At 74.7% G+C, this 6,267-nt stretch carries 8 protein-coding genes and 1 pseudogene; 4 read left to right on the top strand and 5 right to left on the bottom strand.

What is annotated here, in order from left to right; all coding sequences use genetic code 11:
• Window positions 1–1,021 (bottom strand): acyl-CoA dehydrogenase family protein (locus tag ACFWGZ_RS38645; protein WP_382456552.1); only part of this gene is annotated, 1,021 nt, incomplete at its 3' end.
• 83 nt (window positions 1,022–1,104) lie between these two features.
• On the opposite strand from ACFWGZ_RS38645, the pseudogene ACFWGZ_RS38640 reads away from it, so the two are divergent.
• Window positions 1,105–1,617, top strand: a pseudogene (locus ACFWGZ_RS38640) (cupin domain-containing protein); the annotation flags it as partial.
• Window positions 1,618–1,743: 126 nt separating this feature from the next.
• Window positions 1,744–2,001 carry a helix-turn-helix transcriptional regulator gene (locus ACFWGZ_RS38635; protein ID WP_382456554.1) on the top strand — a complete coding sequence of 86 codons (258 nt, stop codon included), beginning with the start codon at window positions 1,744–1,746 and terminating at the stop codon, window positions 1,999–2,001.
• On the opposite strand, the gene ACFWGZ_RS38630 is transcribed toward ACFWGZ_RS38635, so the two are convergent.
• Window positions 1,982–2,563, bottom strand: a complete 582-nt coding sequence (locus ACFWGZ_RS38630) for a TetR/AcrR family transcriptional regulator (RefSeq protein ID WP_382456551.1) — start codon at window positions 2,561–2,563, stop codon at window positions 1,982–1,984. The genes ACFWGZ_RS38635 and ACFWGZ_RS38630 overlap by 20 nt on opposite strands.
• Window positions 2,564–2,612: 49 nt before the next feature.
• The gene (locus tag ACFWGZ_RS38625; protein ID WP_382456550.1) at window positions 2,613–3,446 is read right to left on the bottom strand and encodes a helix-turn-helix domain-containing protein; all 834 of its coding nucleotides are present in this window, start codon (window positions 3,444–3,446) and stop codon (window positions 2,613–2,615) included.
• 129 nt (window positions 3,447–3,575) lie between these two features.
• Between ACFWGZ_RS38625 and ACFWGZ_RS38620 the strand changes: the two genes are divergently transcribed.
• Window positions 3,576–4,814, top strand: coding sequence for a lipase family protein (locus ACFWGZ_RS38620; protein WP_382456549.1), 1,239 nt, complete (start codon window positions 3,576–3,578; stop codon window positions 4,812–4,814).
• On the opposite strand, the gene ACFWGZ_RS38615 is transcribed toward ACFWGZ_RS38620, so the two are convergent.
• Both ACFWGZ_RS38615 and ACFWGZ_RS38610 read right to left on the bottom strand, forming a co-directional pair.
• Window positions 4,800–5,075 carry a hypothetical protein gene (locus tag ACFWGZ_RS38615; protein ID WP_382456548.1) on the bottom strand — a complete coding sequence of 92 codons (276 nt, stop codon included), beginning with the start codon at window positions 5,073–5,075 and terminating at the stop codon, window positions 4,800–4,802. The genes ACFWGZ_RS38620 and ACFWGZ_RS38615 overlap by 15 nt on opposite strands.
• A gap of 90 nt (window positions 5,076–5,165) precedes the next feature.
• Window positions 5,166–5,990 (bottom strand): helix-turn-helix transcriptional regulator, encoded by an 825-nt coding sequence (locus ACFWGZ_RS38610; protein ID WP_382456547.1) that lies wholly within the window; start codon window positions 5,988–5,990, stop codon window positions 5,166–5,168.
• A 120-nt stretch (window positions 5,991–6,110) separates the two neighbouring features.
• On the opposite strand from ACFWGZ_RS38610, the gene ACFWGZ_RS38605 reads away from it, so the two are divergent.
• The coding region (locus ACFWGZ_RS38605) for a 4-oxalocrotonate tautomerase family protein (RefSeq protein WP_382456553.1) at window positions 6,111–6,267 on the top strand (157 nt) is incomplete at its 3' end.

The following is a 6,267-nucleotide window of genomic DNA, read 5'->3' as shown; positions in this document are numbered from 1 at the left end:
GGGCGGTGCCGAGGTTCTCCACCGCCAGGTACGGGTTGAGGTGCGGGTGCCTGCTGCCGACGGAGACGTCGCGCCAGAAGCGCTGCAGCGGGTTCGACGTGTGGAACCCGCTCGACCCGTGCAGGTCCAGCAGCAGCTCGAGGGCGGCGCGGCAGTCGCGAGCGGCGTCCGCGAGCGCCCGGTGCAGCCGCGGACTGTCCACTGCGGACAGTTCGCGGTCGTCCGTCTCGCGGGCGACCGCGAGCATCGTGGTCTCGGCGCGCTGCACGAGGTAGGTGGCCTCCGCCAGCCACTGGCGCGCGCCGGGCGACTCGCCCATGCGCGAGTAGGCGGTCATGAACGGCTTGCGGTCCGAGGCGAACATGGCGTTCACGGCGTCGAGCGCGCCCTGGGCGGCGCCCACGACCGGGCCGAGCACGGTCAGTCCGAACAGCAGCTTGTCGTTGAGCGGGAAGGGGGTCGCGGCGGCGACGCGCTCCGCGGGCACGAGCACGTCGTCGGCCACCAGCGTGTGGCTGCCCGTGCCGCGCATGCCCGCCATGTGCCAGGTGCGGTCGACGTCCAGGTCCGCGGGCGGCACCAGGACGAAGGAGAAGGCGCCGTCGACCATCACGGCGAGGACCGCCCACGCCGCGTCCTCGCAGCCGGAGACGTTCGGCCAGCGGCCGGTCACGCGCACCCCGTCGGCGGTGCGCACGCCCCGGGCGCCGGGCACGCCCGAGCCGCAGAAGAGCTCGTCCGGGCCGGCGGAGAAGGCGCTCTCGCCGAAGGCGCGGGCGGCGAGGGTCTTGGCGGTGGCGCAGGTTCCGGCGACCCACGCGGTGGACGGGCAGGCACGGCCCAGCTCGGTCAGCGTGCGGGCGACGGTGGCGGCGCCCGCCCGGGTGTCACCGGGCGCGCGCAGTGCGAAGACGCCCTGCTCGCGCACCGCTTCCAGGGCTTCGGCGGCGGGCCGGTCGTTCTCCTCCGCCTTCGCCGCGTGGGCGCGCAGGACCGCTGCGGAGTTCGAAAGTTCGATCACCCGGCCGACTCAACCACCGGCTCCGCCCGCCCGGCCATGCGCGAGCGGCACCGGTTCATACGCGCTTATCTAGGATCGCCGGCATGGATTTGATCAGCGAGGTGATCCGCGCCGTCCGCACCGGGAACGCCAACGCCCGGCTGATCAGGCAGAAGGCTCCCGGAGTCCGCTTCTCCGCGTTCGACGGCAGCGGGTTCCACATCGTCACGAGCGGCACCTGCTGGCTGGTGGGCGACGACGCCCCGGTGCTGCTGCACCCCGGCGACATCGTGCTCACCACGTCCGGCGGCGAGCACGGCCTGAGCGAGACCCCCTGCTCGTTGCACGACCTGCCGTTCGTCGAGATGGGTGCGTTCCCGCCCGTGCCGGGACCGGCGGCGTTCGAGTTCCTCTGCGGCGCCTACCGCCTCGACCACCAGCGCGCGCCCCAGTACCTCCGGGCGCTGCCGGAGCTCATCGCGGTGTCGCCCGACTACGACCGCCACCCGGAGCTGCGGTCCCTGGTCACCCTGCTGACCGCCGACGTCGCCGCGGACCGGCCCGGTTCCGGCGCGACCCTGCGGGCGGTCCTCGACCTCGTCCTCGTCCAGGTGCTGCGGCAGTGGCACGAGCAGAACGGCCGGCCCGAGGTCGCGCACCCCGGCGTGGCGGCGGCCCTGCGCGAGATCCACACCCGCCCGCAGCACCGCTGGACCGTGGGTCTGCTGGGCGACGCGGCGGGCATGCCCAGGGCCGCGTTCTCCCGCGTCTTCACCGCCGAGGTGGGCCAGCCGCCGATGACCTACCTCACGGGCTGGCGCCTGAGCCGCGCGGCCCAGCTGCTCCGCGAGACGGACGTGGCGCTGGCGCGGATCGCGCCGCAGGTGGGCTACTCGACGGAGTTCGCGCTGTCCGCGGCGTTCCGGCGCGAGTTCGGGGTGTCGCCGGGCCGGTTCCGCGCCACGGCACCGGCGCGGCGGGTCACGACGAGCGGTAGGTGAGCAGTCCCTCGACCCCGGCGAGGAAGGTGGCGCCGACCTCGGAGGCGTCGGTGAGGCACCCGGCCGACATGGCGCCGTCGCGCAGCATGACGAAGTGCCGGCCCGCCGGCTCCGCCGACTTCTCCTCGATCCGCGCGAACAGGCCGGAGACCGTGCGCAGGAACCACTCGCGGTGCTCGAGCACCGTCCGCAGGACCGGGTGCGCGCGGTCCGGGTACTCCGCGGCGGCGTTGAGGAACGCGCACCCGCGGAAGCCGGGCGACCCGATCCCGGCGGCGATGGACGCGGCGACGGCGCGCAGCACGTCGGACGCGCTCCCCCCGGCGGCCACGGCCTGCTCGACCTGGTCGCGCTCCATCTGCGCGACCGTCCGCAGGTAGGCGACGACGAGCTCGTCCTTGCTCGCGAAGTGCCGGTACAGGGTCGCGCGGGTGACCTTGGCCTCCGCGACGATCCGGTCGATCCCGACGGAGTGCAGACCCTCCGCGTAGAAGATCCGGGACGCCGTCGCGAGCAGACGCGTCCGCGCCTCGGAGACCTGGCCTCGACCGTTGTGCACCATCACGGCAACGCTAGCAGACAGAACGGTCGCTTCCCCGGTGCAGCCGTGGTCAGGCGCGCAGCGCGCCCAGCCTCCGCAGGCGCTCGGCGTCGGCGCTGCCCGGTTCGGCGGTGTAGACCATCAGCACCGGGCCGGGGCTGCCGGGCAGCGGGTAGGTGGCCCAGTCCACGGTGATCTCGCCGACCTCCTCGCGGACGAACACCTTGCGGCCCCGCACGGGCGCCTGCACGTCGTACTGGTCCCACAGCCGCCGGAAGTCCGCGCTGCGGATGCTCAGCTCGCCGACGACCGCCGTGCCGCGGGGGTGCGACGGGTCGGCGGCGACCGTCGCCCGCAGCATGCTGATGTACTGGGTGGCGAAGGTTTCCCAGTGCGCGCAACGGGATCGGACGTCCGGGTCGGTGAACAGCGCCAGCAGCAGGTTGCGCTGCTCCGGCCGGACGCGCGCCGGGTGGCCGAGCAGCGCCTCCGCGAGCGGGTTCCAGGCCAGCACGTCGAGGTGGCGGCTCAGCACGAACGCCGGTGTGCCCATGACCTGCAGCAGGTGCCGGGTGGCGGCGGGCACCTCGTCCTGGGGCTCCGGCGTGCCGCGCCGGACCGCGTCGGCGAGGGCGAAGAGGTGCCGGCGCTCCTCGTCGTCGAGGTGCAGGGCCGCGGCGAGCGCGTCCAGCAGGTCGTCGGAGGGCCGCACCTGCCTGCCCTGCTCCATGCGCTGGTAGTAGTCCGTGCTCAGGCCGGCCAGCAGCGCGAGCTCCTCGCGGCGCAGGCCCGGCACCTTGCGCCGGCCGCCGGGCTCCAGCCCCACGTCCTGCGGGCGCAGGCGGCTGCGCCGGGCGCGCAGGAACGTGCCGAGCTCGCGGGCGTGCAGGTGCTCGCTGGTCATCCGGCCAGTCTGCCAGCGCCGCGACCGTCGAGGGTGGGTCTCGGATTCCCAGGAAAACGGGGCTGACCGCGACCGCCCGGAAGCTCCCTAGGTTCGCCGGTGGACAGCAACCCCACCGAGGAGCCCACCATGCCCACCCGCTTCCGGGAACTGGCCGTCGTGGCCGCACTGGCCGTCACGACGCTCGTCACGCCGGCCCTCGCGGCCGCACCACCTGCCTCCGCTGCCGCGCAGGTCCTCCAGCCGGACGACGACCCCTTCTACGCCGTACCGTCCCATGTGGACGGCAAGCCCGACGGCACCGTGCTGCGGTTCCGGCGACTGCCCGCCTCGGCGCTCGCGGTCCCGGCACCCGCGCACGTGTGGCAGCTGCTCTACAAGACCCGGGACAACGCGGGGAAGGCCACCGCCACGGCCGGCACGCTGCTGGTGCCGACCGCCCGCTGGACGGGTCCCGGCGCGCGGCCGCTGCTGTCGTACCAGACGCCCGAGGACGGCCTGGCGACCACGTGCGCGCCGTCGTACCTGCTGCGCGCGGGCTCGGTGACGTCCGACGCGCCGTCGGAGGGCCAGGCCCGGTTCGACCGCGGCCAGGTCGCGGACGCGGTCGGCCGCGGCTGGGCGGTCGTCGTGCCCGACTACGAGGGGCCGAAGTCCGAGTTCCTCGGCACGGAGGCCGCGGCCCACGGCGTGCTCGACGGCATCCGCGCGGCGCGGTCGTTCCCGCTCGCCCGCCTGGACCGCGACGGCCCGCTCGGCCTGTGGGGCTACTCCGGCGGCGGTCTCGCCACGGCGGCGGCCGCGCAACGGCAGGCCCGGTACGCGCCGGAGCTCGAGATCAGCGGCATCGCGGAGGGCGGGGTGCCGGCCGACGTGAACGCGGCCCTCGCCACCCTCGGCGGGCAGCCCTTCTCCGGCTGGATCCCGTTCGGCCTCGCGGCCCTGCGCAACGCCCATCCGGACGAGGACGTCGACCAGTACCTCAACGACCTCGGCCGGGAGTCCGCCGACAGGGTCGCCCACGGGTGCGCGGGCGCGGCGATCGTCGCCGGGCCGCACTTCGCGACGGTGCAGCAGTTCGAGGCGTCACCCGGATCGCTCACGTCCGGCGCCTTCCACGACTTCGCGCGCGCCATCAGCCCGGTGGGCATGGGCGGCACGCCGACCGCGCCCGTGCTGGTGTACCACGGCACGGCCGACGAGCTGCTCCCGCTCTCGGCGGCGCGGGAGCTCGCGGAGCAGTACCGGGCCCGCGGCGCCGACGTCGTGCTCGTCGAGCACGAGGGGCTGACGCACGGCGCCGGCCAGTCGTTCGGCGTCGCCGGTGCGGTGGCCTTCCTGCAGCAGCGGTTCTCAGCGGCCCGCTGAGCGCAGGAACACCCCGGCCGGCAGTGCGGTCACGCGGTCCACCGAGGACGGTTCGAGCTCGGGCAGGACACGCCCGAGCACCACCGTCGCCGTGTCGCCGAGCAGGTCCTTCGAGCCGAGCAGTTCGGCGACCGCGCTGTCGCCGCGGGCCGACGCGGTGAGCGATGCCCGCCGGTGAGCGCGAGAGGAACTCCGCCTGCCGGCTGGGTGCGCACCCGGTCTCGGCGGCCCCGGTGCGCCGCTGGAGGTCGACGAGAGCATCCCCGGTGTGGTGGACGCCGTGGAGGCCCGTTCCGGTGAGGAGGGGGTCACTTCGTCGACTTCCAGAACCAGACCCTGCCCCGTTGGGCGTCACCGCGCGAACTGCTGCACCCCGATCACGTCGAGCAGGCGCAGCTGGTCGGCGGCCTCGCCGCCGGGCACGGGCACGAAGAACTGCAGCCGCTGGTGCCCGTCCTCGCTGAACAGGTTCTGGCAGTGCACGTCCACGACGCCGAGTTCGGAGTGGACGATCCGCTTGAGCTCGCCCCGGCGGACGGCGACGTCCCCGGTGGCCCAGAGCGCCGCGAACTCCTCGCTCGCCTCCCGGAGCCGGGCGACCATCGCGGACGCCGTACCGGACGGCGCGTGGCGTGCCACGGCGGCGCGCAGGTCCGACACCATGACCTTCGAGTGGTGGGGGTGGTCGTCCCGCGGGTAGATCGCGCGGACGGCGGGGTCGGTGAACCACTGCGCGATGAAGCTCTCCTGCGCCGGCGGGCCGAGCAGGGCCGTCGCCAGCCGGTTCTGCACCAGCGTCTCGTGCAGGTCGGTGATGATCCGCGCCGGTGTGCCGTCGAGCCGGTCGAGCAGCGCGAGCAGGGCGGGCGGGACGTGGGCGCAGACGCCGTGCGCGGGCGGGACGGGCCTGCCGGCCAGCACGAACAGGTGGTCGCGTTCGTCGTTGCCGAGCCGCAGCGCCCTGGCCAGGGCGACGACCATCTGCCCGGACGGCTGCGCCCCGCGGCCCCGTTCGAGCTCGATGTAGTAGTCGACGGACGCACCGGCGAGCTGGGCCACCTCGTCGCGGCGCAGTCCCGGCACGCGGCGGCGCGCGCCCGTCGGCAGGCCCACCTCGGCGGGCGTGATGCGCGCGCGCCGCGACTGCAGGAACAGGCCGAGCTCAGCGAGGTTCACCCCACCAGTCTGCGCGCCCGGCGGTGGCTCAGCCAGGGGACGCCACCCCCGGGGTGAGCGGCACCTGGTAGCCCGCCCGCGCGGCGGGAAGTGTGGGCGGCACAACGAAAGGAGCACGTCATGCCGTTCGCCAACCTGAAGGTCCCCGCGGGCACCCTGTCCGCCGGGCAGAAGCAGACCCTCGTCGAGAAAGTCACCGACCTCTACGCCGAGACGTTCGGGGACGCCGTCCGCGACAACACGATGGTCCTCGTCGACGAGGTCGCCGACGGCGGCT

It is taken from the genome of Lentzea sp. NPDC060358 (assembly GCF_042725365.1).
Taxonomy (GTDB): Bacteria; Actinomycetota; Actinomycetes; order Mycobacteriales; family Pseudonocardiaceae; genus Lentzea.
The sequence above is the reverse complement of the archived record's forward strand: the minus strand, read 5'-3'. Positions and strand labels throughout refer to the sequence as shown.